A 24,924-nucleotide genomic window follows, 5' to 3' on the forward strand; every position below is an offset into this window, starting at 1 on the left:
GAGGACCAGAGACGCAGCACTGCGCTTGAACTCAGGGGAAAACGTACGACGTTGCTTGCTCATCAGACACCTCTTCATGGCGAGTATTCTCGCCCAAATTGGTGTCCGGGGAGATTAGACCACTACAGCTTGCGGATAACTCGGTTCAATCTCTCAAGTCCGTTCTCATTTCTCATGGAATCACTTGAAGGATGGTCGACCCGACGGGGCATCAAACGCGACATTGGCATTGAATATCTTCGCATCGAATCTTCACTGTATCGAGTCTGCGGGCATATGCGATGATTCTATGGTGGACACCGATTCGCTGCTATGGTGCGTGCAGTCGAGCGCTAAGCTATCCAGTAGAAGCGAAGCCTTTGGCTAGCATAGATACGCTTGGTCCACTGAGTTGTGTTGATTTCTTCGTGCAAAAATATTGGTGGCAACGTGGTTGTCACCGCTACCGGATACTCGTGCTGCTGGTTCACTAGCCTTCAGGTAATATGGGGAGCATGCTTGTTCAACTTGACACTACGAAAATGATCGGGAACGACATACTCTTCCCCGGAGGTGCTCAAGTCTTGCGCAAAATAGCTGGATTGACGCAATCGCAACCCATTGAGCCTTGGAGGTCTGCATGCTAGCAGATCTTGTCGGTACGAGAAAAAGGGGCGCACAGTTCGACCGAAGAAAGCAGATGTCTATCGCCTCTAGGTCTTTGCTCTTCATATAAGCGAGACGGAGCGTCTGGTTAGAAAGTCAATGGATCGACCCCTATCTAATCGATGCTGGGGACAGAAAAATGAACAAACCAGTGCGACAAATTGGATTTAAAAATGCAGATTGAATCTATTGAGATTAAAAATTTTCGGTTGTTCAAAGATACGAAAATTCATCGTATCCCGCGATTGTGTGTGCTTGTTGGGGCAAACGGAACTGGTAAGTCGACACTCTTCGATGTCTTCTCTTTTCTTAAAGACGCGTTGTCGATGAATGTTGCGAAAGCAGTAACAAAGCGTGGAGGTTTTCGTGAGCTTGCCAGTCGCGGAGGAGAAAAAAGTCCTATTGAATTGACGCTTCAATTTCGACTCGAAATCACGGGTCATGAACGTCTTGTAACCTACGTCTTAAAATTTGAACAGAATAAGATGGGGCGGACTATCGTAACTCGCGAAATTCTCCGATACAAACGTGGAAGTTATGGCGCGCCATTTCGTTTTTTGGATTTTTCGATGGGCAGGGGTTATGCAATTACTAACGAGGAGGATTTTTCGAAGCCGGACGAGGCACTGAATCGTGAGGAACAAGAATTGGACGCGCCCGATATTCTTGCAATTAAAGGACTTGGGCAATTCGAGCGCTTCAAGGCCGCAAGTGCGTTCCGAATGATGATTGAGAATTGGCATATTTCTGATTTTCATGTTTCTGAGGCTCGTCCAAGCCAAGAGGAGGGTTTTGCGGAACACTTGTCGACGCGCGGTGATAATCTTCCTCTGGTCGCGAACTATCTATACGAGAATCACAGAGATTGCTTCGATCGTGTGTTGGCGGCCATGCAGCGACGAGTTCCCGGTGTTGCGGTAGTCGAGGCAAAGCCAACCGAGGATGGAAGGCTAGTGCTCCGATTCCAGGACGGTAGCTTCAAGGATCCTTTCATTGCACGTTACGTTTCAGATGGAACGATCAAGATGTTTGCGTATCTTGTGTTGCTCAACGATCCGAAGCCATATCCGCTGTTGGCTGTTGAAGAGCCCGAGAATCAGCTTTACCCCGAGCTTCTCCCGGAACTGGCGGAAGAATTTCGCGACTACGCAGAGCGAGGCGGGCAGGTTTTCATTTCAACTCACTCTCCAGATTTTCTTAATGCTTTAGCTCTGGACGAGATATTTTGTCTTCGTAAGACTGATGGATTTACCACGATCTCGCGGGCGGATGATTCTGAAAACCTACGTTCGCTATATGCAGCTGGCGACCTTCCTGGCTATCTTTGGAAACAGGGCCTATTTGAGGGCGTCAATCGGTGAACGGACGGATCATTTTTTTGCTGGAAGAGCCTTCAATGAAGATTCTTCTGGAGGGATTGCTTCCTCGCCTCTTCCCCGGTCTAACGGCCCCCGACCACTTTCAATGCGTTCCTCATGAAGGCAAGTCGGACCTCGATAGAAGTATTTCGCGTAAGCTCAGAGCATGGCGCGAGCCCGGTGCCCGTTTTGTAATCGTTCGCGATAATGACAATGTGAACTGCATAGACTTGAAGCAACGTCTTGCAAACATGTGCGCCGAGGCGGGGCGGCCAGACACACTAATTCGTCTTGTTTGCCAGGAGCTGGAAAGCTGGTACTTAGGGGATGTCGAGTCGCTGACAACTGTCTTTGCTGATATCAGTGTTTCGATAGGAGTGCTGCGAAAGAGATTTGCCGATCCCGATGCTTGGCAAAAACCTTCGGTCGAACTCAAGCGGATTGTGCCGAGTTTTCAAAAGCTTTCAGGTGCTCGTACGATGTCGAACGTATTGTCGGTTCCTGTTAATCGTTCGGATAGCTTTCGCAAATTTGCAGATGGAGTTGAGCGTCTTATAGTCGAAATGGGCTATGTCGTTGGACACTAACTCATACGTGATAGTGAGCCATCCGCAAGCCTTCTTCGACGGGGCCCGAAGGAAAGCGCCAGAGATTCGTTCATACAATGCGCTAGAGATCGGTCCGGATATATGCGCGCACAGAGTCGAGTTCGCCGGTCCGGCCGTCAGCGACGAGAAGCTGCTCGGCGCGGGCGTCGGCTACGGCGTGCGCAAGAACGACAAGGCGCTGAAGGACGCGCTGAACGGCGCGCTGAAGGACCTGAAGGCGGACGGCACGATCGACCGCCTCGCCGCGAAATACTTCGACGTGAAGGTCGTGCTGAAGTAAGCACGCGTCGCTCGACGTTTCGAATGCCAACGGCCGCTGATGCGGCCGTTTTTATTTTGGGCGCCCCCGCGCTCAAATCTGTCTCGAAATATTCGGTAATTGCTGGAGTTCTCCCGCCAACAAATGAAAACGATTATCATTCGTGACTGTAATTTTTTGGGGCCGGTCTGTAAGGTGGCCGGAATCGTGGGTGCGAGCGGTTGGAGCGAGCGGGACAAGAGACGGTGGCAGAGACTGACACATTCGACGCGGGGCAGCGCAGGCGCGCTTTCTGGCTGCGCCAGTTACGGCAGTGGCACTGGATCAGTTCGGCGCTCTGCCTGATCGGCATGCTGCTGTTCGCGCTCACCGGCTTCACGCTCAATCACGCTGCGCAGATCGAGGCGCATCCGCATGTCGAGCGGCGCAGCGCAAGCGCGCCGGCGTCGCTGCGCGACACGCTCGGCCATACGCAGCATCGCGACAAGGGACCGGTGCCGGCGGAATTGTCGGCGTGGCTCGCGAGCACCTTGCAACTGGACACCGCCGGCCGGATCGCCGAATGGTCGGCCAACGACATCTATATCGCGCTGCCGCGTCCTGGCGGGGACGCATGGGTCAGCGTCGACTTCACGACCGGCGACACCGAATACGAGCTCACCACGCGCGGCTGGATCGCTTATCTGAACGATCTGCACAAGGGCCGCAATGCGGGCGCTGCGTGGGGCGCATTCATCGACGTGTTCGCGGCCGCCTGCGTCGTGTTCAGCGTGACCGGCCTGCTGCTGCTGAAGATGCATGCCCGCGGGCGCGTGTCGACGTGGCCGCTGGTCGGCTTCGGACTCGTCGCGCCGCTGCTGCTCGCCATCCTGTTTATTCACTGATCGTTCCGCTTTCATATCATCGAGGAATCCTTAGCATGCGCCGACTCATCGCCGTTACCCTGACCGGGGTGGCCGCCGGCCCGCTCGCGGGCCACGCTGTTGCCGCCGAAATGACCGTCAACGTCGACCTTCCGCGGCTCGATGTCGCCGAATATCACCGCCCGTATGTGTCGATCTGGGTCGAGCGCGCGGATCAGACGCCGGTCACCACGCTGGCGGTCTGGTACGACCAGAACAAGCGCAACGGCGAGGGCACGAAGTGGCTGAAGGACATGCGTCAATGGTGGCGCAAGGCCGGCCGCGACATGCAGTTCCCGGCCGACGGCGTGTCTGGCGCCACGCGCGCGCCGGGGCAGCAGGTCGTCTCGTTCGTCGATGGCAAGGCGCCGCTGGGCAAGCTGCCGGCCGGCGAATATCAACTGGTCGTCGAGACCGCGCGCGAAGCGGGCGGCCGTGGCGTGGTGCGCGTGCCGTTCGCGTGGCCGCCGACCTCGGCCACCACCACCCAGGCCAAGGGCGAGCAGGAGCTCGGCACCGTCACGGTGAACGTCAAGCCCTGACGCCACGCGCGTCTTCCGCATGAGCGGCGGGACTCGTTGCTGCGGCAGCCGCGGCTGCCGCGCGCAGTCGAGTCGGCCTTTTCCAGGATTCATCTTTTCGACCGGGATTCAATCATGAAGCTTTCCACTGCCAGCCTTTCCCGCAAGGTCCTTGCGTTCGCCGTCGCCGCCGCGTTGCCGCTGGCCGCGCATGCCGATCGTCTGTGGCTGCTGCCGTCGGCGACGGAGCTGTCGGGCAACGACTCGTGGGTGACGGTGGACGCCGCGGTATCCGACAACCTGTTCTTCGCCGACCACGCGCCGCTGCGCCTCGACGGCCTGACGATCACCGCGCCCGACGGCTCGGCGGTGAAGGAGCAGAACGCGGTGACCGGCCGTTACCGCAGCGTGTTCGACGCGCAGTTGCCGAAGGACGGCACCTATCGCATCAGCGTGCAGAATCGCGGGGTGTTCGCGTCCTACAAAGTCGGCGACGAGCGCAAGCGCTGGCGCGGCAGCGTCGATGCATTCGCGAAAGAAGTGCCCGCCGATGCGCAGGACCTGCAGGTGACCGAAAACGACATGCGCGTCGAGACTTTCGTCACGCGCGGCAAGGCCGATACGGGCGCGCTCAAGCCGACGGGGCACGGTCTCGAACTGGTGGCGCTCTCGCATCCGAACGATCTCGTCGCGGGCACGCCGGCAGGTTTCCGGCTGATGCTCGACGGCAAGCCGGCGGCGAACGTGAAGGTGTCGGTGGTGCCGGGCGGCACGCGCTATCGGGACAATCTCGACGAGGTGACGCTCGTGACCGATGCCGGCGGCAAGTTCGATGTCAGGTTCCCGGCACCGGGCGCGTACTGGGTCGGCGCGCAGGTACGCGACGACCGCACCTCGGTGAAGCAGGCGAAGGAGCGTCGCGTGAGCTATGCGGCGACCTTCGAGGTGCTGCCGCAATAAGCTGCGCTATACCGATGATCCACACTTCCAGTTCTCCCGACGCGCGCGCGATTGACGCTGGGCCGCCGCCGCGTCGGGTGCTCGTGCCTGCCCACCTCGACGAGCGCGCGTTGACGCCGCTGCAGGGCGGGCGCGTCGCCGTGTTCGGGGGCTTGACGATGGGCACGAGCTGGTCGGTGCGGTGTGTGGTACCGGTGGACACAACGACTGAGGTAGCGGCTGACCCGGTTGACGACGCCGTGCAGCAGCGCGATGCGTCTCTCGATACGACGCTCGATACGGCAATTCGCGCGGTGCTCGACGACGTGGTCGCGCAGATGAGCAACTGGCGCGACGACTCGGACGTGAGTCGCTTCAACCAGGCCGCGGCCGGCAGTTGGGTGAGCGTGCCGCCCGCGTGCTTCGAGGTCGTCGAGGCCGCGCTTGCCGTCGCGTGTGAAAGCGGCGGCGCCTACGACCCGAGCGCGGGTCCGCTCGTCGATCTGTGGGGCTTCGGACCGGTGCCGCGCGGCACGGGCTCGCCGTCGCTCGAGATGATCGATGCCACGCGCGCCCGCTGCGGCTGGCGACGCGTCGCGACCGAGCGCACGCACACGCGTCTGTATCAACCCGGCGCGATCTCGCTCGATCTGTGCGCGATCGCGAAGGGCTATGCGGTCGACGCGGTGCGCGATGCGCTCGTCGCGCAGGGCGTCACGCATCTGCTGGTGGAGATCGGCGGCGAGCTGAGAGGCGAGGGCGTCAAGAGCGATGGCTTGCCGTGGTGGGTCGAACTCGAAACGCCGCCGCTCGACGACGGCAACGCAACTAGCTCAGCCGCGTCCATCGCGTCTCACGCATCCACCGCATCACCCACCGTCGACCTGATCGCCCTCCACGGACTTGCGATCGCGACCTCGGGCGACTATCGCCGCTTTTACTTCGACGCCGGCGTGCGGCGCGCCCACACGCTCGATCCGCGCACCGGTCATCCGGCTAACCATGCGCTGGCCAGCGTGACGGTGCTGCACGCGAGCTGCATGCTCGCCGATGCGTGGTCGACCGCGCTCACCGTGCTCGGCCCCGAGGCCGGCATGGCGCTCGCGCAGCGCAAGGGCCTGGCCGCACGGTTTATCGTGCGCACGTCGATGGGATTTCGCGAACTCGCGAGTCCCGCTTATCGGGCGATGCTCGCATGAGCGGCGCGCGTCGGCTCGATTACGCGCACCTCGCGTGGCCGTGGACGCGGCGGTTGGCCTGGATGCTGGCCGCCGTCGGCGCCGTGGCCGCGTGGTTCAGTCCGACGCGGTCGGGCAGCGCGGTGGGCGTCGTGTTCGCGTATCTGTGCGCGTGCGTGGCGATCGTCGTCATGCATCGGGCGCGCGCGCAGGCGGCTCCGGCACCCAGCGTCGACGATACCGACGCCGACGTGATCCTCGTCGCCTATGCGAGTCAGACCGGCAGTGCCGAGCAGCTGGCCGCGCAGACGCGGCGCGTGCTCGAAGCGGCCGGCGCACGCGTGCGTCTCGCGCCGCTCGGTCTGCTGAAGCGGGAAGACCTGGTTGCGCACGCGCGCGCGTTCTTCCTCGTGAGCACGACCGGCGAAGGCGATCCGCCCGATCACGTCGCGCCGTTCGTCAGACGCGCGATGCAGGCGGACCCACATACGGGCGACCTACATCCTGGCGACCGACATCTCGCGGCGCTGCGCTACGCGGTGCTCGCGCTCGGCGACCGGACCTATGCGAACTACTGCGCGTTCGGCCATCGTCTCGCCGGCTGGCTCAATCATCGCGGCGCGCAGCCGCTCTTCGACACGATCGAGGTGGACAATGGCGACGTCACCGCGCTGCGCCGCTGGCAAACGCAGTTGGCGACGCTGCTCGGCAGCGATGTCGATACGTCGTGGGCGCCGCTCGCCGACAGCATCTGGACGCTCGATGAACGCATGCTGCTGAATCCCGGCAGCGCGGGCGCGCCGGCCTATCACGTTGAACTGCGCCCGCGCGATGCCGCGACGCTCGACTGGCAGGCGGGCGATATCGCCGAGATCCAGCCGCGTCTGCCGACGCAGCAGGTCGCGCGCTGGCTCGAACGGCATGCGCTCGACGGCGCGGCGCGCGTGCAAACCGACGACGGCGTCACGACCTTCGCCGATGCGTTGGCGACCCGGCAATTGCCTGGCGAAGACGAGGCGAGCGACCATTGCGCCGCCAACACCGCCAACACCGCCAACACCGCCAACACCGCCAACACCGCCAACACCGCCAACACCGCCAACACCGCCAACACCACACGAAACCTATCCCCGCAAACCTGGATCGACACGCTCGCTCCGCTCGCGCGACGCAGCTATTCGATCGCATCGCTGCCCGACGATGGCCGGCTCGAATTGCTGATACGCCAGGCACGCCCGGACGATCCCAGTGCAGCCGACGGTTACCGGCTCGGTGTCGCATCGGGTTGGCTGACCGCGCACGCCGCGCGCGGCGACGAGGTCACGTTGCGGGTGCGCGTGAATCGCGCGTTTCATGCGCCGCCCGACGACCGTCCGATGATCCTGATCGGCAACGGCACCGGACTCGCGGGACTGCGCGCGCATCTGAAGCAGCGCGCACGCGACGGGCGCGGCCGCAACTGGCTGATCTTCGGCGAGCGCAGTGCCGCTCACGACGCGTTCTATCGCGAGGAAATCGCCGCGTGGCACGCGCAACGGGTGCTCGAACGCGTGGACTTCGTGTGGTCGCGCGATGGCGGCGAGCGGCGCTATGTGCAGCATGCGTTGCGCGCGCTAGCCGACACGCTGCGCGAGTGGGTCGACGCGGGAGCGTCGATCTACGTGTGCGGCAGCCTCCAGGGCATGGCGCCGGACGTGCATCGCGCGTTGCTCGACATCGTCGGGCAGGAGTCGTTCGACGCGTTGATCGCCGATGGGCGTTACCGCCGCGATGTGTATTGAATGACGCGCGGCGTGCTCGCGCTAATGTTTATTAATTTATTTCGAGATATTGCCTGGGTAAGCATGTCCGACCCCGAACGCTGCGATAAAATTTCGGTGCACGCTGCCGGCGCGGCGCGCTTCTTTCGTCACGATCAGCGTGGTGGGTGAGGCTTAAAAACGCGCCACGCCGCGGCGGAAAATAAAACATAGCGGCCAGGCGCGAACGGCGCCGAGCGGGGACAGTCATGACCACCATCGCAATCGAGACACTGAGCCCAGACGGCGCCACCGACGACGCGTCGTTGCGCGCCAGCTTCGCGCGGCAGCCCATCCTGAATCGGGACGGCATGCTGTGCGGTTACGAGATCAAGGTGCGCGCGCCCGACGCGCCGCCCGAACCGACTGACGACACGCCCGTTACCGACACCGACCCCGCGCGCGGTCCAGCAACACCACCGACACCGGCGCAACGCGTCGCGCGCGCGATCGCTCGCGATCTCGTGCAAGGCGACGTGCGCGGCGCGCTGACCGGCCATCCGGCCTACGTCGACGTGAACCGCGACCTGCTGCTCGACGACGCGATTCTGCGCTTGCCCGCCGAGCGTTTCCTGCTCGAACTGCCGCCGTCGCTCGACGTCGACGATGCGTTGATCGCGCGTCTCGTGTATCTGCATAAGCGCCGCTATCGTTTCGCGCTCGACGACGTGACGCAGCCCACCGAAACGTTCGCGAAGCTGCTGCCGTACGTCGAGGTCGTCAAGATCGACGTGACGCGCGCGCCGCGTGCGTTGCTGCCGAAGCTCGCGAGCGTGCTGAAGTCGGCGGGCAAGCTGTTGGTCGCGCTGGGCGTCGACGCGCAGAGCGATTTCGACATCGCGCACGGACTTGGCTTCGACCGTTTTCAAGGTTATTACTTCGCACGCGCGCAGAGTGCGGCGACGCGTCGGGTCAGCGCGCCGCGTCACGCGCTGCTCAATCTGCTGCAACTGCTCGCGGGCGACCCGACTGTCGCGCAGCTCGAAGCCGAGCTGAAGCTGAACCCAGTGCTCGTGATGCATCTGATGAAGCTCGCCAATTCGAGCGGCCTCGCGGTCGGCCACAAGGTGACGACGCTGCGCGACGCGATCAACGCGACCGGCACCGACCGCATCGCGCGCTGGACCCAGTTGCTGCTCTACGCCGACGGCCGCAAGGTCGCGCTCGAAGACGATCCGCTGTTGCAGCTCGCCGCGACCCGCGCGCGCTTCATGGAACTCGCGATCGAGCGCATGCCCGACGCAGGCCGCGACGAAGCCGACGCGGCGTTCCTGACCGGCGTGTTTTCGTTCGTCGATGCGGTGTTCGGCGGCTCGCTCGAAAGGACGCTGAACATCCTGACCCTGTCGCGGCCGATCCAGGCGGCGATCCTGCATCGCGAGGGCACGCTGGGGCTGTTGCTTGCCGCGATCGAAGCGCTCGAGGGCGGCGAGTGGGAGCGCGTTGGCGAAGTGTGCGAGCGGCTGCAGCCGCTGACGGTGGAGGAGGTCGCGCAGATGGGACTCGCGGCCGGCGCATGGGCCGGCGTCGCGGATCGCAGCGCGGAAGGGCTCGAGCGGATCGAGGATTGAGGATTGAGGGGCTCGGTCAGGAGACCTCGGGTCTTCAGGTCGTAAGGTCTTCGGTCCCGCTCATCTTCTGGCCTTGCAGTCCGCGCGCCTCGGCAGTTCAGCCAGCGCGCGCCGACAAACTCGTTCGTTTCGGGCAAACACCGGAACGGATCGGAAACGAAGGCGGGCGATCAACGATCTCGCCACGTCTTCACATCATCTCCATTTCCCGCATTTGCCCCTGGCCGAAAAAACGGCCTAACTCCTTTGCCAGTTCGTTGAGCACGCTCATTTCCTTCTGCGATATTCGGCGCGCCTCCTGGGTGTGCGACCAGTCGCCGTAGAGCAGCGCGACCGTCTGGTCGGTTTCGTCGACGACCGGCAGCAGCACGAACGCGCGCGCGTCGTCGAACGAGCGGCGGAACCATTCCGGTAGCCGCGCGATCATCTTCGGATCGCGCGCGTTCTCGATGAAGATACCCACCGAGTTCGCGATCGCCAGATGAAATACGTCGGGTTCGAACGCGGTGTTGAAGGCGAGCCGCGGCAGCGCCGCGTCGATTTTCGGCCCGAGGCCGAGACGCGCCTTGAAGGTGCCGTTGCTGTGCTTGACGAACACCACCACGCGCGCGAAGCCGAGGCCGGCGAGCACCGTTTCCGCGGCCATCGCGAGCGCGGGGGCGAGCGGACTCGCTTCGGGCAGGCCGCGCAGATCCTTCACGCCGACCGCGATGCGTGCCTCGGGCGAGAGCGCCTCGCGCGCGATCGCATCGGCATTCGCGCGCAGCTCGACGATTTCCGCCATCACGCCGTCGCCGCCTTCCTCGCGTGCGAGCGCGATGCTCATCTGCAGCAGCACGTCGGGGTCGGTATTGAGCGCGCCGCTGTATTCCTGCGCGAGTTCGCCGATGCGCGCCTCGCGTTCCCCCTCGGGCATGTTCTGCTGCGTGAGCACGTCGGCGACCGCGGTCGAGTAATTGGTGATCGCGCGCAGCCACTGCACCTGACGCGGCTGCGTGACGTCCTGCGGATCGAACTCGCCCATGCCGTGACGGATCGTGTCGGGCAGACGCCAGCGCACCGCCGCTTCGTGGCCGATTTCATCGAAGGTGACGCCGAGCACCAACACGCACGCATCGGCTTCGAGCGCGCCGCCGTCGATATGGCGACGAATCTGGTCCCACTCCGCGTCGAGATAGAACACCACCAGCAGCTTGCCGATCTGCCGCATCAGCGTGCAGACCACCGCTTCCTCGCCGGCGCGCAGATCGCCGCGCTCGGTCAGCTTGCGCGCGACGCAGCCCGACAGCAGCGTGCGGTTCAGTTCGAGTTTCGCGTCGATGCGGCGCGGCGCGCTGTGATGAAAGTGATCGACGATCTTCAGGCCGACCACGAGGTGACCGACCGCGTCCATGCCGAGCACCATCAGCGCGCGCGACACGGTCGTGATGTTGCCGCCGAACGCCATGTACATCGCCGAGTTCGCGAGCCGCAGCACCTTTTGCGTGAGCGCGAAGTCCGATAGCACCACCTGCACGAGGCCGGTGAAGTCGAGGTCATCGTTGTTCACCGCTGTCATGGTGGTGCGCAGCGATTGCGACAGCATCGGAAAATCGCCGCGCTCGCTCATTCGCATCCAGAGCCGGTCGAGCACTGCCGCCTTTACCATGTGAGTCCCGCAAAAGCCATACGTGTTCCAGTGAATGCCACGCCGGCGGTAAGCCGGCTTGTTCCGCTGCGTGGGCGTCGTGCGTGCATCGCCCGTTACGCGCAGTGCAACTGGAGCTCGCGCGCCTCGAAGCGCTGCGCGAGTTCCTCGGACGGCAACGCCTTGCAGACGAGCCAGCCCTGAATGTGATCGCAGCCCATCTCGGTGAGCAGCGCGCGTTGCGCTTCCGTCTCGACGCCCTCGGCCACCAGTTCGAGATCGAGTGTCTGCGCGAGTCCGACCACGGCGCTAACGATTGCCTGATCGTTGCGCGAGGTTAGCAGATTCTCGACGAAACTCCGGTCGATCTTCAGCTTCGCCAGCGGGAAGCGCTGCAGGTATGCGAGGCTCGAATAGCCGGTGCCGAAATCGTCGACGGCGAAGCGGATGCCCATCGCGGTCAGGTCTTCGAGCAGCGCTTTCGCGTGCGCGGGGTCGTGCATCAGCAGGCTCTCGGTGATCTCGAAGACGACGCGGCGCGGATCGATGCCGGTCAGTTCGAGCGCCTCGCGCACCGAGTCCTTGAAGCGCGGATCGCGAAACTGCTGCGGCGACACGTTGACGGCCACGTACTGCATCGGGATGCCTTTCGCATCCCATTGAATCAACTGCATGCACGCGACCTTCAACACCCAGTTGCCCAGGAAGTTGATCAGCCCGATCGACTCGGCGAGCGGAATGAACATCGACGGCGGCACGAGCCCATGCACCGGATGGCTCCAGCGGATCAACGCCTCGACACCAACCACGCCGCGCGTGCGGCTGCTCGTGATCGGCTGGAAGTGTAGCGAGAACTCGCCGTTACGTACGCCGTCGTAGAGGTCGGCCTCGAGTTTCAGGCGCTCGGCGTCGGCGGGGTTGTCGTCGGGTACGTAGAACGCGAGCGTGTTGCCGCCCGCGGCTTTGGCTTGCAGCAGCGCGTGGTCGGCCCAGCGCAGCAGATGCGAGTCGTGGTTCGCGGTGTCGTTGGCGTGGCGCACGTCCGGATACAGCGCAATGCCAATGCTCGCCGACAGGTGCACCTGCTGGCCCTTGAACACGTACGGTTGCTGGATCGCGGTCAGCAGGCGCCGCGCCAGCGCTTCGGCGGCGGTGGCCGCATCGGTGCGGTTCGCGGCCGGCTTCACGAGGATCGCGAACTCATCGCTCGCGACACGCGCGATCGTCTCGTTCGGGCTCGTCATGTTGAGCAGACGCCGCGACGTGTCGCGCAGCATTTCGTCGCCGGCGTCGTAGCCGAGCGCCCGGTTCACGCGCTGATAGTCGTCGAGATCGAGCAGCAGCAGCGCGACCGGCGTGCCGTGCGCGTCGGCCTTGTGCTGCGCGTCGAGCAGCGCGTGCAGCAGGCCAGACTGGTTCGGCAGGCTGGTCAGGCGGTCCAGGTGCAGCGCCTGGGTCAGGCGCTCTTCGGTGGCGCGCCACGACGATACGTCGAAGCCGGCGATCGCATAGCCGTCGACGCCGTCGTGACTGCTGCGCACCACCCGCAATTCGACCGTGATCGGATAGGTCAGCGACTTGACGAACCCGAGCGTCGCTTTCTCGACGTTGCCGGTGCTGGCAGCGAGCTTGAACAGCGCGTCGAGGCGTGGCGCATCGGCCGGCGCGACGAGGTCGTGCAGCGTGGCGGTTTCCAGATATTCGCGGTGATAGCCGATGAAGCGCAGGCTCGCGTCGGATACGTAGACGATATGCAGTGCATCGTCGACATGCGCGAGCAGGTCGACCGCGCCGACCACCTGTTCCAGTTGCGGCGCGCGGTTCGGGCTGGTCGGGCGGATGTCGTCGTCGCGCCGGCCGAACGCGCGCAGCCGGTCGAGGACCGTGCGTAAGGAGCCCCGGCGGGGCGCGGTGATCGTGTTCGCTTCCATGTCTGTCGCTGGCAACCTGGGTTCGTCCGCAGGCGGGGCTGCTTGTCCGCCGGTCCGAGCGGCCGGCAGATAGCAGGCCGCCCTATCAGAACGAGATAACGACGCGCGCCGGAAAATCTTTAGCAGACTGTGGAGAAAAACATCCGGTAAGGAAATGCCCGGTGCCGCGGCCGTGACGATTCGGCTAAAGTGGCGCCGCATCGCGTCCGTTAATACGGCGAACCCCACTCATTGTGCTGTGCCGGCCGTGCGGTTGCCGTTCCCGTCGCTGCCGCGCAGCCTTTCCGAACCTTGCACCGATGATCCATGTCCGAACGCTCCGTCGCCAGGTCCGCCATGCCTCCAGGGCCCTCGAGGCCCGTGTCGGAGGACGGCGTGGTGGCTGAACTGTCCGCGGGCGCATTGGCCGCCGCATCGGCCGGCGCGTCGCCGGAGCGCGTCGCGCAGTATGTGTACGTCGGCCGGCAGCCGATTCTCGATCGCAACGGCGCGCTCAACGCGTACGAGCTGCTGTTTCGCGCGGGCGCGTACAACTACGCCGAAATCAGCGACGACGCCCAGGCGACCGCCCAGGTGGTCGCCCGTACGATCGGCGGGATCGGCGTGCCGGCCGTGCTCGGCGCGCATCGCGGCTTCGTCAATATCGACCGCGCGCTGCTCTTTAGCGACATCGTGCATCTGATGCCGCCCGAGCGCTTCGTGCTCGAAATCCTCGAAACCGTGCGCTTCGACGCGGCGCTCGCGAGCCGTCTCGACGAACTGCGCCGCGCCGGTTTCGAGGTCGCGCTCGACGACGTCAGGGAAATCTCCGACGAACTGATGGCGATGCTGCCGTATGCCGACATCGTCAAGATCGACTTCCTGCAGACCGACCCGGCGATGGTCGCGAAGCTCGCGTCGATGCTGCGCGGCCACGGCAAGACGCTGATCGCGGAGAAGGTCGAGACGCGCGAGGACTTCGCGCTCGCGCACGGGCTCGGCTTCGATCTGTTCCAGGGCTATTTTTTCGCGCGACCGCAGGTGTTGGCCGCGCCGCGCAACCGCTCGCTGCGTCCCGGCCTGCTGCGGCTGCTCGCGCTGCTCTCGCGCGATGCCGGCATCGTCGAGCTGGAGGCGGAGCTGAAGCTCAATCCGAGCGTGGTCGTGCAACTGCTGCGGCTCGTCAATTCGAGTGCGTTCGGCCTCGGGCGCAACATCGCGTCGCTGCGCGAGGCGATCATCGCGACCGGCACGCGGCAGATCGCGCGCTGGGCGCAACTGCTGTTGTACGCCGACTCCGGCGACTTGCCGTGGCGCGCCGATCCGCTCGTGCAGATGGCCGCGACGCGTTCGCGCTTCATGGAACTGGCGGCGAGCTGGCTGCGGCCGTCCGACAGCGAATTTGCCGATGCCGCGTTCATGACCGGCATTTTTTCGCTGGTGCACGTGGTGCTCGACAGTACGCCGGACGCGGTGCTCGAAAAGCTTGGGCTCGCGCCGCAGATCCGCGATGCGATCGTCGCGCGCAAGGGCGAACTGGGTGCGCTGCTGCTGATCGCCGAAGTCGCGGGCGAGGGCGGCGACGCCGCGCCGGTCGCGGCGGCGGCGGGCTTCGCGGCGCTCACGCCGGACGTGCTGTCGGAGCTGAATCTGTCGGCGGCAGCGTGGTTTGGCGCGCATGTCGCGGAGTCGTGCGACTGAGGCGTCGGCGGAGCGACGTTTGCTGGCCGATGCGTCTGATAGGTGCGACGCGTATGGCCTATGCTGCATGTGCAATGCATACGGCCTGTCGCGCCGCAGCCTTTCGATCGGCTTGTGATCCATGCGAAGGCTGACGCGCGCCGCGCATCCGTGGTCCAATAGAAAACTCAGCGATGGGCCGGCGTCGTGTCGGCTGAAGCTGTTTTCGATGGACCGGATCAAACGCGTGCGCGCACGCATGGAGACGCAGATGAAGATGAAACACATACCGGCGACGCTGGCCGCTGCCGTCATGACGATCGGCTTCGCATTGCATTCGCCGCTCGCCTCGGCAACGCTGAAGCCCGGCGACGCCGCCCCGGCGTTTACCGCCGAAGCGTCGCTCGGCGGCAAGACCTACACCTATTCGCTCGCCGACGAACTGAAGAAGGGGCCGGTCGTGCTGTACTTCTATCCGGCCGCGTTCACCAAGGGCTGCACGATCGAGGCGCACGAGTTCGCCGATGCGGTCGACGAATACAAGAAGTACGGCGCGACGGTGATCGGCGTGTCGCACGACAACATCGACACGCTGGCGAAGTTCTCGGTTAGCGAATGCCGCAGCAAATTCCCGGTCGCAGCCGATGCCGACGCGAAGGTGATCGGTGCGTACGACGCCGGCATGCCGATGAAAATCGGCATGGCCAATCGCGTGTCGTATGTGATCGCGCCGGACGGCAAGATCATTTACGAGTACACGAGCCTGTCGCCGGAGAAGCATGTCGAGAACACGCTGAACGCGGTCAAGGAGTGGGCGGCCGCGCATAAGGGGCAGTGAAGTCGGGTCTGTGACGCGGAGGCAGTGAGGCCGGGCTGTAATGCGGGTCTGTGACTCGGGGCTGTGACTCGGGTCTGTGAGGTCGGGCTGTGAAGCCGGACTGTGACGCGGCGCACCGACTCACGGGCCCGTGACGCCGGTCCGTGCCTCATGCGTCGATGCGGCGACGCGCACGCAGAGCCCAGGCCGTGGGCGCGCGTTGCGCCGGCCACGCGATTCGCACCATGCGGCCTTGCGCGCGGCATCGCGTCGGGTTCGCTAGACTGAACCCTTTTTCCGGGTGAGCTTGCGATGCCGATTCTGGTTGCGTTGATTGCGCTGATCGCGCTGGTGTATGGCGCGGTACGCGCGTTTGAGGGTCTCGAAGCCGCGTTCGGGTTGGCGGTGGCGATCGGCGTGGCCGTGCTGGTGGGGCTGTTGATCGTCGCCGCGCTGGCGTACTGGTGGCAACGCCGCCGCGAAGTCGCGCCGAACGTGCGCGACGGCGACTGGACCCACGAGCTGAAGGGCAGTTGGGGATCGCTGCGGCTCGCGGCGGCCAAGCGGCTGTGCGAGATTCGCGTCGGCGATGCACAGGGCGCCTATATCTTCGCCGATCTGCTCGGCGCCGAAGCACAGGGCCAGGATGCGCAGGCGCGGCTTGCGCTGAAGGTCAGGGACGCGCGGCATGGCGAATGGCTCGTGCCGATGGCGGGGGCGCGCGAGGCGCGTCGATGGCAGCGGATTTTTGCGCTGGCTATCGAGCAGAAGCTTTGAGCGGCGGTTGAGTTTGGCGTGAACGCGGCGGTGGTTGCCGCGGTTGTTTGCTGCTGCGGATTTGCTGTTTCTCCCGCATTTTTCCGCTGCATTTTCGCGCATTTTCTATTTCCCGCCGGCTGCTCGTTGTAAGCCGGCGGGTTCGCATCGCACGCACCGATACCGCACACAATGCGAACCCGCCGCGCCGTCAGCCCACCCATCAGCCCGACGTCGGCGCCGTGCCACCGCTGCGGCGCGCCTTGCGCGCTTCCCAACGCACGCGGATGCGATCCATGTACAGATACACGACCGGGGTCGTATAGAGCGTGAGCATCTGACTCACGATCAAGCCGCCGACGATCGAAATACCCAGCGGCGCGCGCATCTCCGCGCCTTCGCCGCTGCCGAACGCGAGCGGTAGCGCGCCGAGCAGCGCGGCGCAGGTGGTCATCATGATCGGCCGGAAGCGCAGCAGACAGGCCTGGAAGATCGCGTCGTGCGACGACAGTCCCTTGCGCGACGCGTCGATCGCGAAGTCCACCATCATGATCGCGTTCTTCTTCACGATACCGATCAGCAGAATCACGCCGATCAGCGCGATGATGCTGAACTCGGTCTTGAAGAGCAGCAGCGCGAGCAGCGCGCCGACGCCCGCGGACGGCAGCGTGGACAGGATCGTCAGCGGATGGATGTAGCTCTCGTACAGGATGCCGAGCACGATGTAGACCGCCGCGAGCGCGGCGAGGATCAGGATCGGCTGATCGGACATCGACTGCTGGAACGCCTGCGCGGTGCCCTGGAAGCTGCCGTGAATCGTCGCCGGCATACCGATCTCGGCCATCGTGTCGTAGATCACCTGGGTGGCCGTGGACAGCGACACGCCCGGCGGCAGGTTGAACGAGATCGTCGACGCGACGAACTGGCTCTGGTGATTGACTGATAGCGGCGTGGTGCCCGGCCCGAAGCTCGCGATCGCCGAGAGCGGCACCATCGTTTCCTTCGACGTCGACACCGCCGAGCCCGACGACGCGCTCGACTTGCCGCTCGCCGCGATCGAGTTGATCGCCTGGTTGCGCGCCGAGTCGGCGGCAATGCTGGCCGCGCTCGTCGCGGTGGTGGCTGCGGTGCCGCCCGCTGTTGCACTGGTCGTCGCGCTGGTCGTGGCGGCGGTGGCAGTCGTCACGGTGCCGGCCGGCGCGTTGGTGGTCTGTGCGCCGCTCGCGGTGCCGCCCGACGTGCTGACGTAGATCTCGTTGAGAATCTCCGGGCTCTGCCAATAGCGCGGCGCGACTTCCATCACGACGTGATACTGGTTCAGCGGGTTGTAGATCGTCGACACCTGGCGCTGGCCGAACGCGTCGTACAGCGTGTTGTCGATCTGCGCGGGCTTGATGCCCAGGCGCGACGCGGTGGCGCGGTCGATCGTCACCATCGTTTCGAGGCCGCCTTGCTGCTGGTCGGAGTTCACGTCCGCGAGCTCCTTGCGCGCCTGCAGCGCCTCGGTGAGCTTCGGCCCCCACTTGTAGAGATCGGGCGTCGAATCGGCGAGCAGCGTGAACTGATACTGCGCGTTCGATTGCCGGCCGCCGACGCGGATGTCCTGCACCGGCTGCAGGAACGTGCGCGCGCCGGCCACGTCGCCGAGCGGCGCGCGCAGTTGCTGGATCACCTGGTCGGCGGACAGCTTGCGTTCGCTCTTCGGCTTCAGCGACACGAACATGAAACCCGAGTTGGTCTGCCGGCCGCCGGTAAAGCCGACCACACTCTCGACCGCCGGGTTCTTGCCGACGATCGCCATCATCTCGGAGAACTTGCCCTTCATCGCCTGGAACGACGTGCTCTGGTCGGCCTGGATACCGCCCACGAGGCGCCCAGTGTCCTGCTGCGGGAAGAAGCCCTTCGGCACGATGATATAGAGCGCGATATTCAGCGCGATGGTCAGCAGCAGAATGCCGACGATCAGCAGCGGGTGAGCGAGCGCCCATCGCAGCGTGCGTTCGTAGCCGTTCTGCATCGACATGAAACCGCGTTCTAGCCAGCGGCCGAAGCGGCCTTCCTCGCGCTGTTCGTGCTTCTCGCGCAGAAGCCGCGAGCACATCATCGGCGTGAGCGTGAGCGACACCACCAGCGACACCGCGATCGCGAGCGACAGCGTCAGCGCGAACTCGCGGAACAGGCGCCCGACGATGCCGCCCATCAGCAGAATAGGCAGGAACACCGCGACGAGCGAAATGCTGATCGACATCACCGTGAAGCCGACCTCGCGCGCGCCGATGAACGCGGCCTTCATGCGCGGCATGCCGTCTTCGATATGCCGCGAAATGTTCTCCAGCACGACGATCGCGTCGTCGACCACGAAGCCGGTCGCGATGGTCAGCGCCATCAGCGACAGGTTGTCGAGCGAGAAGCCCATCAGGTACATCGCGCCGAACGTGCCGACGATCGAGATCGGCACCGCCACGCTTGGAATCAGCGTGGCGCGCCAGTTGCGCAGGAACAGGAACACCACCATCACGACCAGCGCGACCGCGATCACCAGCGTGCGCTGGGTGTCCTTCAGCGACGCGCGGATCGTGGTGGAGCGGTCCGAGGTCGGCTCGATGTCGACGTCCGCCGGCAGCGACGCGTGCAGTTGCGGCAGCATCGCCTTCACGCGGTCGACCGTCTCGATGATGTTCGCGCCGGGCTGCCGGTACAGGATCACCAGCACCGAGTGCTTGCCGTTGAACAGACCCAGATTGCGCAGGTCCTCGACCGAATCGACGACCTCGCCCATGTCGGAGAGTTTGACCGGCGCGCCGTTGCGGTAGGCGATCACGAGGTCCTTGTACTGCGACGCCTTGCTCGCCTGATCGTTGGTGTACAGCTGCACGCGGTTTTCGCCGAACTCGATCGCGCCCTTCGGGCTGTTCGCGTTGGCCGCGGCGAGCGCCGCGCGTACGTCTTCGAGGCCGATCCCGTAGTGCGACAGCGCGTGCGGCTGCAGCTCGACGCGCACGGCCGGGTTCGCCGAACCGTTCACGTCGACTTCGCCGACACCCTGCACCTGCGACAGCGACTGCTGCAGCACCGTGGCCGCCGAGTCGTACAATTGCCCGGCGGTCAGCGTGCTCGAGGTGAGCGCGAGAATCAGGATCGGCGCGTCGGCCGGGTTGACCTTGTGATAGGTCGGGTTGCTGCGCAGGCTCGCGGGCAGGTCGGCGCGCGCCGCGTTGATGGCGGCCTGCACGTCGCGCGCGGCGCCGTCGATGTCGCGGTTCAGGCCGAACTGCAGCGTGATGCGCGTCGAGCCGACCGAGCTTTGCGAGGTCATCTCGGTGACGTCGGCGATCGAGCCCAGATGCCGCTCCAGCGGACTCGCGACGCTGGTCGCGACGGTCTCCGGACTGCCGCCCGGCAGCGACGCCTGCACCGAGATGGTCGGGAAGTCGACCTGCGGCAACGGCGCGACCGGCAGCTTCGTGAACGCGAACACGCCCGACAGCGCGATGCCGATCGCCAGCAGCGTGGTGGCGACCGGACGGGAAATAAACGGACGCGACAGATTCATCGCCTAGTTCCCTGCGTCGGTGGCGGGCGGCGTTGCGCTACCGGACGAGTCGTCGCGGTGAAAGCGCTCGCGCAGCCGACGGCCGAGCGAATCGAACGCGAGGTAGATCACCGGCGTCGTGAACAGCGTCAGCAACTGACTCACGATCAGACCGCCGGCGATCGCGATACCGAGCGGGCGGCGCAGCTCCGAGCCTGCGCCGGTGCCGAGCATCAGCGGCAGCGCGCCGAGCAGGGCGGCCAGGGTGGTCATCAGGATCGGCCGGAAGCGCAGCAGACACGCCTGGTAGATCGCCTCGCGCGGCGGCTTGCCTTCCTCGCGCTCGGCGTAGAGCGCGAAGTCGATCATCATGATCGCGTTCTTCTTCACGATACCGATCAGCAGCACGATGCCGATGATGCCGATGATGTCGAGATCGTGACCGGTGATGAGCAGCGCGAGCAGCGCGCCGACGCCGGCCGACGGCAGCGTGGAGAGGATCGTGATCGGATGGATGAAGCTTTCGTACAGCACGCCGAGCACGATGTACATCGTGACGATCGCCGCGAGGATCAGGAACAGTTCGTTCGCGAGCGACGCCTGGAACGCGAGCGCCGCGCCCTGGTAACGGGTCTGGAACGACGCGGGCAGGCCGATGTCCTTCTGCGCCTGATCGATCGCCTTGACCGCCGCGCCGAGCGACGAACCCGGCGCGAGGTTGAACGACACCGTGGTGGCCGGGAACTGGCTCAGGTGCGTGACGAGCAGCGGCGCGGGCCGCTCGATGAACTTCGCGATCGACGACAGCGGCACCTGGCCGCCGCTCGACGTGGAGGAGGGCAGATAGATCGAATTCAGCGACTCGGTGTAGTGCTGCATCTCCGGCTGCGCTTCGAGGATCACGCGGTACTGGTTCGACTGCGTGAAGATCGTCGAGATGATGCGCTGGCCGAACGCGTCGTACAGCGCGCTGTCGATCGTGGCCGGCGTGATGCCGAAGCGCGAGGCGGTCGCGCGGTCGATCTCGATGAACACCGAGCGGCCGTTGTCCTGCAGATCGGTCGCGACGTCCGCGAGTTCGGGCGACTGCTTCAGCCGGTCGACCAGCTTCGGCACCCACGTGGTGAATTCGCTGATGTTCGGATCGGTGAGCATGAACTGGTACTGCGTCGGGCTCACCGTCGAGTCGATCGTCAGGTCCTGCACCGGCTGCATGTAGAGCGTGGCGCCCGCGATGTGCGCGACGTCGTGCTGCAACTGGCGGATCACCTCGCTCGCGGTGTTGCTGCGGTCGTCGCGCGGCTTCAGGTTGATCAGCATGCGGCCGCTGTTCAGCGTGATGTTGCTGCCGTCCACGCCGATGAACGAGGTCAGGCTCTCGACGTCCGGATTCTTCAGGATCTGGTCGGCGAGCGCCTGCTGGCGTTCGGCCATCGACGCGAACGACACCGATTGCGGCATCTGCGTGATCGCCTGGATCACGCCGGTGTCCTGCACCGGGAAGAAGCCCTTCGGCACGAACACGTAAAGCAGGCCGGTCAGCACCAGCGTGAGGACCGCGACGACCAGCGTGGAGCGCTGCCGGTTCAGCACCCACGTGAGTCCGACCGCGTAGCGCGCGATCACCCAGTCGATCGCGCGGTGCGCCTTCGCCTCGAAGCGGTGGCTCTCGTGCGGCGGCGTGTGGCGCAGCAGCTTCGCGCACATCATCGGCACGAGCGTCAGCGAGACAACCGCCGAGATCACGATGGTCACCGCGAGCGTGATCGCGAATTCGTGGAACAGGCGGCCGACCACGTCGCCCATGAAGAGCAGCGGAATCAGCACCGCGATCAGCGAGACCGTCAGCGAGATGATCGTGAAGCCGATCTGTTTGGAGCCCTTCAGCGCGGCTTCGAGCGGCGGCTCGCCTTCCTCGACGTAGCGCGCGATGTTCTCGATCATCACGATCGCATCGTCGACGACGAAGCCGGTCGCGATGGTCAGCGCCATCAGCGATAGGTTGTCCAGCGAGAAGCCGCACAGGTACATCACCGCGAGCGTGCCGATCAGCGACAGCGGCACCGAGAGGCTCGGAATGATCGTCGCGTAGACGTTGGCGAGGAACAGGTACATCACCAGCACGACCAGCACGACCGACATCGCCAGTTCGAACTGCACGTCGCGCACCGATGCGCGGATCGTGGTGGTGCGGTCGGTGACGATCTGCACGTCGAGTGCGGCGGGCAGCGCCTGCTGCAGCTGCGGCAGCAGCTTCTTGATGCTGTCGACCACCTGGATCACGTTGGCGCCCGGCTGGCGCTGCACGTTCAGGATGATTGCCGGGGTGTTGTCGACCCACGCGCCGAGCTTGGTGTTCTCCGGACCCTCGACGATATTCGCGACGTCGGTCAGCATCACCGGGCGGCCGCTCTTGTACGCGATCACCGCAGTCTTGTACTGCGAGGCGTCGGTCAGTTGATCGTTCGAATTGATCGTGTAGTTGCGCGTCGGGCCGTCGAAGTTGCCCTTCGGCGTGTTGACGTTGAGGTTCGAGACGGTGGTGCGCAGATCGTCGAGATTCAGGCCGTACGCGGCGAGCGCGCGCGGATTCGCCTGAATCCGGATCGCCGGGCGCTGGCCGCCCGACAGGCTCACCAGACCGACCCCCGCGACCTGCGAAATCTTCTGCGCGAGCCGCGTGTCGGCGAGGTCCTGCACCTGGGTGAGCGGCAGTGTCTTCGAGGTAATCGCGAGCGTCATGATCGGCGCGTCGGCCGGGTTGACCTTCGCGTAGATTGGCGGCGCGGGCAGGTCGGACGGCAGCAGGTTGCCGGCCGCGTTGATCGCGGCCTGCACTTCCTGCTCGGCGATGTCGAGCGGCAGATCGAGGCTGAACTGCAGCGTGATGATCGACGAGCCGGCCGAACTTTGCGAGGACATCTGGTTCAGCGACGGCATCTGCCCGAACTGCCGTTCGAGCGGCGCGGTCACCGACGAGGTCATCACGTCCGGGCTCGCGCCCGGATAGAAGGTCTGCACCTGGATGGTCGGATAGTCGACTTCGGGCAGCGCGGAGAGCGGCAGAAAGCGCAGCGCGACGAGGCCGACCAGCATGATCGCCGCCATCAGCAGCGCGGTGCCGACGGGACGCAGAATAAAGGCGCGGGATGGATTCATGCGGTAAGTGCCGTGCCTTTACTTTATTGCGAAGCCTGCGACGCGTGCCGGCCGTGGTGCGCGTGCGCGCCGGATGCACCGGACGCAGCGGCAGCGTCGCTCGCGCCGTGCGCGCCCGAGGCGCCGCGCGGCCGGTCGGCCGGGATCGTGATCTTCGCGCCTTCGCGCAGACGGTCCGAACCGTCGATCACGACGCGCTCGCCGACCGCGAGGCCCGACTGGATGCTGGTGCGCTCGCCATCGACCGGGCCGACCTTGATCTGGCGCACGGTGACCGTGTTGTCCGGCTTCACGACGTACACGAAGGTGCCCATCGAGCCGTTGAGCACCGCCGAGGTCGGCACGATCACCGCGTCCTTGATCGTATCGACGAGCAGGCGGGTGTTGACGAACTGATTCGGGAACAGGCGGTTGTCCTTGTTCTCGAAGATCGCGCGCAGCTTGACCGTGCCGGTGCTCGTGTCGATCTGGTTGTCCATCGTCTTCAGCGAGCCGACTTCGAGCGGGTGCGTGTTGCTGCGGTCGTACGCGGTGGCCGACAGCTGCTCGCCGTTCTGTGTGTGCTGGATGATCTGCTGCAGGTTGTCTTCGGAGGTCGTGAAGACCACGCTGATCGGATCGAGCTGCGTAATCACGACGATGCCGTTGGTGAGGCCCGAGGTCACGTAGTTGCCCGCGTCGACCTGGCGCAGACCGATGCGCCCGGACACCGGCGCGGTGATGCGCGCGTACACGAGGTCGAGCTTGAAGCTGTCGATGTTCGCCTGGTCGGACTTGACCGTGCCTTCGTATTGCCGCACCAGCGACGCCTGGGTGTCGACCTGCTGGCTCGCGATCGAGTCCTGCGCGAGCAGCGTCTGATAGCGCTTCAGATCGAGGCGCGCGGTGGCGAGCAACGCCTGGTCGCGCACCAGCGTGCCCTCGGCGTTACGCAGCGAAATCTCATAGGGGCGTGGATCGATCTGGGCCAGCACGTCGCCCTTTTTGACCATCTGGCCTTCCTTGAAATAGACCTGCTGCAGCACGCCGCTCAGCTGCGGCAGCACGGTGACGGTGGCGAGCGGCGTGACCGTGCCGAGCGCGGTCAGCACGACCGGCATTTCGCCTTGCGACGCGGTCGCGACGTGCACCGGTTGCGCCATATTGGCCATCGCGTTCGGACCGCCCCGGCCGAAGCGGCCGCCGCGCGCGCCGCTCGCGGCACCGGGCGCGCTCGCGCCGCTGCCGGGTCCGCCCCACGGATGCCAGCGCCACAGCACGACGCCGAGCACGATCAGCACGGCGACGATGATCGCGATGGTGCGGCCGCGATGCCGCTTCACTGCGCCGGGCGCGCTCGCTTGCGCGCCGCCCGCGGACGGTTGGGAAGCGACAGGGCGTTGGGTTTCCGGGTGCTTTTGTTGTTCGTCCATCGATTCGGTCAGGTGGCTGGCTTGGTGATGTGAGCCGCTCGCGCGGTTGCCGCCGTCGAACGGAGGGCACCGGCACGCGGGCGGCGGGACAGGCGGTTTCGGCTGCGGGCGCGCCGTGCAACGTTCAGCGCGATACTACCCGACGCGCGGGACAAAGATGTTAACGCAGTGCGGAGTCGGCAATGCGGAGTCGTCACGGCCGGGCGGGGCCGTTGGCGACCGCGCTCACGGCGCGCCGCATGCGTTCCCGC

General features: G+C 64.9%; 17 protein-coding genes. 12 read left to right on the forward strand and 5 right to left on the reverse strand.

The annotated features are described in order from the left end of the window. Positions 1-818 precede the first annotated feature (818 nt). From HHL14_RS15230 to HHL14_RS15270, 9 genes are all read left to right on the forward strand, one after another. Positions 819-2,006: an AAA family ATPase gene (locus tag HHL14_RS15230; RefSeq protein ID WP_169498449.1), complete on the forward strand. Its 1,188-nt coding sequence runs from the start codon at positions 819-821 to the stop codon at positions 2,004-2,006. 35 nt (positions 2,007-2,041) lie between these two features. Continuing rightward, positions 2,042-2,590 carry a DUF4276 family protein gene (locus tag HHL14_RS15235; RefSeq protein WP_206002344.1) on the forward strand — a complete coding sequence of 183 codons (549 nt, stop codon included), beginning with the start codon at positions 2,042-2,044 and terminating at the stop codon, positions 2,588-2,590. Beyond that, positions 2,574-2,891: a transporter substrate-binding domain-containing protein gene (locus HHL14_RS33965; RefSeq protein WP_407945286.1), complete on the forward strand. Its 318-nt coding sequence runs from the start codon at positions 2,574-2,576 to the stop codon at positions 2,889-2,891. The genes HHL14_RS15235 and HHL14_RS33965 overlap by 17 nt, the downstream gene beginning before the upstream one ends. 224 nt (positions 2,892-3,115) lie before the next feature. After that, the gene (locus tag HHL14_RS15245; RefSeq protein WP_169498451.1) at positions 3,116-3,754 is read left to right on the forward strand and encodes a PepSY-associated TM helix domain-containing protein; all 639 of its coding nucleotides are present in this window, start codon (positions 3,116-3,118) and stop codon (positions 3,752-3,754) included. A gap of 35 nt (positions 3,755-3,789) precedes the next feature. After that, on the forward strand, positions 3,790-4,314 hold the full coding sequence (locus tag HHL14_RS15250) for a DUF2271 domain-containing protein (protein WP_169498452.1): 525 nt from the start codon (positions 3,790-3,792) through the stop codon (positions 4,312-4,314). A gap of 114 nt (positions 4,315-4,428) precedes the next feature. After that, positions 4,429-5,253 (forward strand): DUF4198 domain-containing protein, encoded by an 825-nt coding sequence (locus HHL14_RS15255; RefSeq protein WP_169498453.1) that lies wholly within the window; start codon positions 4,429-4,431, stop codon positions 5,251-5,253. Positions 5,254-5,267: 14 nt separating this feature from the next. Beyond that, the gene (locus HHL14_RS15260; protein WP_169498454.1) at positions 5,268-6,431 is read left to right on the forward strand and encodes an FAD:protein FMN transferase; all 1,164 of its coding nucleotides are present in this window, start codon (positions 5,268-5,270) and stop codon (positions 6,429-6,431) included. Next, positions 6,428-8,191: a flavodoxin domain-containing protein gene (locus HHL14_RS15265; RefSeq protein ID WP_230413052.1), complete on the forward strand. Its 1,764-nt coding sequence runs from the start codon at positions 6,428-6,430 to the stop codon at positions 8,189-8,191. Before HHL14_RS15260 ends, HHL14_RS15265 begins: the two co-directional genes overlap by 4 nt. Before the next feature lie 227 nt (positions 8,192-8,418). Beyond that, positions 8,419-9,780 (forward strand): EAL and HDOD domain-containing protein, encoded by a 1,362-nt coding sequence (locus HHL14_RS15270; RefSeq protein WP_169498455.1) that lies wholly within the window; start codon positions 8,419-8,421, stop codon positions 9,778-9,780. Between the two features lie 190 nt (positions 9,781-9,970). On the opposite strand, the gene HHL14_RS15275 is transcribed toward HHL14_RS15270, so the two are convergent. Further along, positions 9,971-11,428, reverse strand: a complete 1,458-nt coding sequence (locus HHL14_RS15275) for an HDOD domain-containing protein (RefSeq protein WP_169498456.1) — start codon at positions 11,426-11,428, stop codon at positions 9,971-9,973. A 95-nt stretch (positions 11,429-11,523) separates the two neighbouring features. Continuing rightward, complete coding sequence (locus HHL14_RS15280) at positions 11,524-13,338, reverse strand: putative bifunctional diguanylate cyclase/phosphodiesterase (RefSeq protein ID WP_169498457.1); 1,815 nt, start codon at positions 13,336-13,338, stop codon at positions 11,524-11,526. Between the two features lie 387 nt (positions 13,339-13,725). Here HHL14_RS15280 and HHL14_RS15285 point away from each other — a divergent pair, with 387 nt between their 5' ends. The 3 genes from HHL14_RS15285 to HHL14_RS15295 all read left to right on the forward strand — a co-directional run bounded on the left by HHL14_RS15285 (position 13,726) and on the right by HHL14_RS15295 (position 16,591). Then, a complete protein-coding gene (locus HHL14_RS15285) occupies positions 13,726-15,018 on the forward strand; it encodes an EAL and HDOD domain-containing protein (RefSeq protein ID WP_230413065.1) in 1,293 nt (430 codons plus the stop codon). Positions 15,019-15,268: 250 nt separating this feature from the next. After that, positions 15,269-15,835: a peroxiredoxin gene (locus tag HHL14_RS15290; protein WP_169498458.1), complete on the forward strand. Its 567-nt coding sequence runs from the start codon at positions 15,269-15,271 to the stop codon at positions 15,833-15,835. Between the two features lie 291 nt (positions 15,836-16,126). After that, positions 16,127-16,591 (forward strand): hypothetical protein, encoded by a 465-nt coding sequence (locus tag HHL14_RS15295; protein ID WP_169498459.1) that lies wholly within the window; start codon positions 16,127-16,129, stop codon positions 16,589-16,591. 202 nt (positions 16,592-16,793) lie between these two features. On the opposite strand, the gene HHL14_RS15300 is transcribed toward HHL14_RS15295, so the two are convergent. Genes HHL14_RS15300 through HHL14_RS15310 form a run of 3 tightly spaced genes read right to left on the reverse strand, consistent with a single transcriptional unit; the run spans position 16,794 to position 24,673 of the window. Further along, positions 16,794-20,123 carry an efflux RND transporter permease subunit gene (locus HHL14_RS15300; RefSeq protein ID WP_169498460.1) on the reverse strand — a complete coding sequence of 1,110 codons (3,330 nt, stop codon included), beginning with the start codon at positions 20,121-20,123 and terminating at the stop codon, positions 16,794-16,796. A 3-nt stretch (positions 20,124-20,126) separates the two neighbouring features. Continuing rightward, positions 20,127-23,261, reverse strand: coding sequence for an MdtB/MuxB family multidrug efflux RND transporter permease subunit (locus tag HHL14_RS15305; RefSeq protein ID WP_169498461.1), 3,135 nt, complete (start codon positions 23,259-23,261; stop codon positions 20,127-20,129). Between the two features lie 23 nt (positions 23,262-23,284). Further along, the gene (locus tag HHL14_RS15310) at positions 23,285-24,673 is read right to left on the reverse strand and encodes an MdtA/MuxA family multidrug efflux RND transporter periplasmic adaptor subunit (RefSeq protein ID WP_206002346.1); all 1,389 of its coding nucleotides are present in this window, start codon (positions 24,671-24,673) and stop codon (positions 23,285-23,287) included. Positions 24,674-24,924: the final 251 nt, after the last annotated feature.

The organism is Paraburkholderia antibiotica (genome assembly GCF_012927125.1).
In the GTDB taxonomy this organism is placed as follows: Bacteria; Pseudomonadota; Gammaproteobacteria; order Burkholderiales; family Burkholderiaceae; genus Paraburkholderia; species Paraburkholderia antibiotica.

What these genes read in the sequence shown, in the direction of transcription:
- HHL14_RS33965 (WP_407945286.1), top strand. Translation starts at nt 2,574, where the DNA reads ATGTCGTTGGACACTAACTCATACGTGATAGTGAGCCATCCGCAAGCC.
- HHL14_RS15265 (WP_230413052.1), top strand. Translation starts at nt 6,428, where the DNA reads ATGAGCGGCGCGCGTCGGCTCGATTACGCGCACCTCGCGTGGCCGTGG.
- HHL14_RS15255 (WP_169498453.1), top strand. Translation starts at nt 4,429, where the DNA reads ATGAAGCTTTCCACTGCCAGCCTTTCCCGCAAGGTCCTTGCGTTCGCC.
- HHL14_RS15305 (WP_169498461.1), bottom strand. Translation starts at nt 23,261, where the DNA reads ATGAATCCATCCCGCGCCTTTATTCTGCGTCCCGTCGGCACCGCGCTG.
- HHL14_RS15270 (WP_169498455.1), top strand. Translation starts at nt 8,419, where the DNA reads ATGACCACCATCGCAATCGAGACACTGAGCCCAGACGGCGCCACCGAC.
- HHL14_RS15260 (WP_169498454.1), top strand. Translation starts at nt 5,268, where the DNA reads ATGATCCACACTTCCAGTTCTCCCGACGCGCGCGCGATTGACGCTGGG.
- HHL14_RS15300 (WP_169498460.1), bottom strand. Translation starts at nt 20,123, where the DNA reads ATGAATCTGTCGCGTCCGTTTATTTCCCGTCCGGTCGCCACCACGCTG.
- HHL14_RS15310 (WP_206002346.1), bottom strand. Translation starts at nt 24,673, where the DNA reads ATGGACGAACAACAAAAGCACCCGGAAACCCAACGCCCTGTCGCTTCC.
- HHL14_RS15250 (WP_169498452.1), top strand. Translation starts at nt 3,790, where the DNA reads ATGCGCCGACTCATCGCCGTTACCCTGACCGGGGTGGCCGCCGGCCCG.
- HHL14_RS15290 (WP_169498458.1), top strand. Translation starts at nt 15,269, where the DNA reads ATGAAGATGAAACACATACCGGCGACGCTGGCCGCTGCCGTCATGACG.
- HHL14_RS15275 (WP_169498456.1), bottom strand. Translation starts at nt 11,428, where the DNA reads ATGGTAAAGGCGGCAGTGCTCGACCGGCTCTGGATGCGAATGAGCGAG.
- HHL14_RS15235 (WP_206002344.1), top strand. Translation starts at nt 2,042, where the DNA reads ATGAAGATTCTTCTGGAGGGATTGCTTCCTCGCCTCTTCCCCGGTCTA.
- HHL14_RS15295 (WP_169498459.1), top strand. Translation starts at nt 16,127, where the DNA reads ATGCCGATTCTGGTTGCGTTGATTGCGCTGATCGCGCTGGTGTATGGC.
- HHL14_RS15230 (WP_169498449.1), top strand. Translation starts at nt 819, where the DNA reads ATGCAGATTGAATCTATTGAGATTAAAAATTTTCGGTTGTTCAAAGAT.
- HHL14_RS15280 (WP_169498457.1), bottom strand. Translation starts at nt 13,338, where the DNA reads ATGGAAGCGAACACGATCACCGCGCCCCGCCGGGGCTCCTTACGCACG.